Raw genomic sequence first — 3459 nt, 5'->3', positions numbered from 1 at the left:
CTTGTACATAAGGGTTAGGTCTTTACGACCTAACCCCTGATATTAAAGTATTGAATTAGTCTTCTACTTTAACGATTTCTTTCTTGTTGTAGCTTCCGCAAGCTTTGCACACTCTGTGAGGCATCATCAGAGCACCGCACTTGCTGCACTTTACTAAGTTCGGAGCACTCATTTTCCAGTTAGCTCTGCGGCTGTCTCTTCTTGCTTTGGAAGATTTGTTCTTAGGACAGATAGACATGGTTACACCTCCTTAAATTCATTGAATATCTCCTGGATAACCGACATCCTTGGATCGAGCGACCTAGTGTCACAGGTACAAGTCCGAAGATTAAGATTTGTACCACATCTATTGCAAATCCCCTTGCAGTCTTCTCTGCACAGGACTTTCATAGGCAAGCTCAGTAGCAGTTCGTTGCAAACCAACTGGTCTACATCCAGATTGTACCCCTTCATAAAGGGTTCATCATCTAAACTCTCCTCCTGACCGTCCTGCACCTCAAACTCTCGTCCAAAATCCAGTTCGCAGTCGAAAGATACTGGCTCCAGACAACGCGCACAGTGACCTCCCACCGTCAGCGTCGCATGACCACTCATCGTATACTTATGCCGTGTCTTAGCCGTCAGTTCCAGTTCAAAAGGCTCAGCCTTCTCAATCTGAAACGTCTCTCCGTCAAAATCAACAGAGTCCAGCGCAGTCTCGACTGTATAGACTTTCTTTCTACCCTCGCAGTTAAAAAGTTCCGATAAATGAATCAGCATACTAATCTCCTAATACGCACTTTGATATTATACAAAGGTCGAGCGCGTTTGTCAATGATTAATTTTACATATTTTTGCAAATTTTAATTCATATTTAATTATTTTACCAGTGCAAGAGTCTCGCGGGCGATAGCCAGCTCTTCGTTGGTCGGAACCAGGAGAACCTGAACCTTGGAGTCGTCAGCAGAGATGATTCTCTCCTCACCTCTTACGTTGTTCTTCTCCTCATCCAGTTTAACGCCTAAGTAGGTCAGGCTGCTGCAAACATCTTTTCTCATCTTGATGTTGTTCTCGCCGATACCAGCGGTAAATGCGATTGCATCTACACCGTTCATAGCTGCTGCGTATGCACCGATATATTTGATTACGCGGTAATCGAATACGTCCAGGGCCAGCTGTGCTCTCTTGTTGCCAGTCTCAGCTGCTGCTTCCAGATCACGACCATCGCTGGATACGCCAGAGATACCGAGCATACCGGATTTCTTATTCAGGACTTCGTTCATCTCATCCAGGGACAGACCTTCTTTTTTACCTACGAAATCGATGATAGCCGGATCGAGGTCACCAGAACGTGTACCCATAACCAGACCTTCCAGTGGAGTCAGACCCATACTGGTGTCTACAGATTTGCCGCAGTTTACAGCGGAGATGCTGGCGCCGTTACCCAGGTGGCAAACGATGATCTTCATCTGATCATACGGTTTTCCAACGATCTCAGCGGTTCTCTTAGATACGTAGCTGTGGGAAGTACCATGGAAGCCGTAACGTCTAACTTTGTATTTCTCATAGTATTCATACGGAATACCGTAGGTGTAAGCAACATCCGGCATGGTCTGATGAAAAGCGGTATCAAATACAGCTACCATCGGTACGCCTGGCATAAGTTCCTGGCAGGCACGGATACCGATCAGGTTTGCCGGGTTGTGAAGCGGTGCCAGATCGTTGCACTCTTCGATCGCTTTCATGGACTCGTCGTTGATTAAGCAGGAAGAAGTAAATTTCTCGCCGCCGTGTACGACACGATGTCCAACTGCACCTACCTCAGACAGGCTCTTGATAACGCCGCTCTTCTCGTTAGTCAGGGCTGCCAGAACTGCGTTGATAGCCTCTGTATGGGTCGGCATAGCGATCTCAGATTTCTCTTTTTCGCCGCCCTCCGGCTGGTAAGTCAGCATACCGTCGATGCCGATTCTCTCGCAAAGGCCCTTAGCCAGAACGCCCTCTGTCTCAGAGTTGATTAACTGATACTTTAAGGAAGAACTTCCGCAGTTAATAACTAAAATATTCATGGTAATAGATTCCTTTCTTTATAACATCACAATTCAGCCGCAGGTATTCTCTCTATATGCGGTTCACACGGAAGCATCTGCAAAAACGTCTGCACTGCCCTGTTGTGAACTGAAGGATTATGTATGAATACCGGGCTGAACTGTAATTATCACTTTTAATTCTTAATTAAACGGATTTAAGATTCTCTGACGCGGTGCCAGTTCTCCATCCATTTGATTCCAATTGGTATTAATTATGCCTGCTGAGCCTGTACAGCTGTGATAGCTACTACGCCTACGATATCGTCTGCGAAGCATCCTCTGGACAGATCGTTTACCGGCATGGACAGACCCTGAAGAACCGGACCATAAGCGCCAGCTTTTGCAAGTCTCTGAACCAGTTTGTAACCAATATTGCCTGCTTCCAGGGACGGGAATACTAAGGTGTTAGCATGTCCAGCTACGGAGCTGCCCGGTGCCTTAGCCTCGCCTACAGACGGAACCAGTGCTGCATCAAGCTGAAGCTCGCCATCCAGTTTCAGTTCCGGGAACTTCTCATGAGCAATCTTAACTGCATCTGCTACCTTGGTAACATCATCATGTTTAGCGGAACCCATAGAAGAATAGGACAGCATAGCTACCTTCGGCTCTGCGCCAACCAGCATCTTGAAGCTCTCTGCGGACAGACCAGCGATCTCAGCCAGCTTGTTGGAATCGAAGTCAGTGTTTACTGCACAGTCAGCGAATACGAACAGACCGTTCTCACCGAACTCGCAATCCGGAACTTCCATCAGGAAGAAGCCAGATACAGAGCTGATACCCGGTTTGGTCTTCAGAAGCTGCAGAGCCGGACGAATGGTGTTGCCGGTAGAATGGCATGCACCAGATACAGCGCCGTCAGCATCGCCGCACTTGCACATCAGGCAAGCATAGTACATATAGTCTTTCTCCATCTGCTCTTTTGCGACTTCCGGAGTAACACCTTTTTTGCCTCTTAATTCAACGAACTTGTCGATGTATTTCTGCTTATTCGGATCATTGTACGGGTCAACGATGGTGGCACCGGAAATGTCGAAGCCTTTGCCGTTTTTCTCAATCTCTTCCGGAGTACCGATGATGATCAGATTTGCGATACCCTCTTTCAGAATTTTCTCAGCTGCCTCGTATGTTCTCTTGTCCATTGACTCTGGAAGAACGATGGTTTTCTTGTCTGCTTTTGCTCTTTCCTTAATCTTGTCAATAAATGCCATGGTTATAAAACCCCTTTCATAAGTGTGTGTCTATTACTGCTAACATTATATACCAGTTGTTTATTGTATACAAGAGCGATTTTCAAATTTTTGATTAATTAAATTTTTAACAAGATGCACTATAATTTTCCCTTTACGCTCCTGCACTTCCACTATATAATGTAAATGAAGCAGAAAATGGC

At 46.1% G+C, this 3459-nt stretch carries 4 protein-coding genes; all 4 read right to left on the bottom strand.

Going from position 1 to position 3459, the window contains the following annotated elements; genetic code table 11:
- Positions 1-55: 55 nt before the first annotated feature.
- The 4 genes from rpmF to pta all read right to left on the bottom strand — a co-directional run bounded on the left by rpmF (position 56) and on the right by pta (position 3277).
- Positions 56-238, bottom strand: a complete 183-nt coding sequence (rpmF, locus tag QVO97_RS11405; RefSeq protein ID WP_003499726.1) for a 50S ribosomal protein L32 — start codon at positions 236-238, stop codon at positions 56-58.
- Between the two features lie 2 nt (positions 239-240).
- Complete coding sequence (locus QVO97_RS11400; protein WP_022360443.1) at positions 241-759, bottom strand: YceD family protein; 519 nt, start codon at positions 757-759, stop codon at positions 241-243.
- 98 nt (positions 760-857) lie between these two features.
- Complete coding sequence (locus QVO97_RS11395; protein ID WP_022360442.1) at positions 858-2048, bottom strand: acetate/propionate family kinase; 1191 nt, start codon at positions 2046-2048, stop codon at positions 858-860.
- Positions 2049-2281: 233 nt separating this feature from the next.
- Complete coding sequence (gene pta / locus QVO97_RS11390) at positions 2282-3277, bottom strand: phosphate acetyltransferase (protein WP_022360441.1); 996 nt, start codon at positions 3275-3277, stop codon at positions 2282-2284.
- Between the last annotated feature and the right edge of the window lie 182 nt (positions 3278-3459).

The sequence above is a fragment of the Clostridium sp. CAG:43 genome (assembly GCF_000434655.1).
GTDB lineage: Bacteria > Bacillota > Clostridia > Lachnospirales > Lachnospiraceae > Otoolea > Otoolea fessa.
This window is presented reverse-complemented; position numbering and strand designations above follow the sequence as displayed.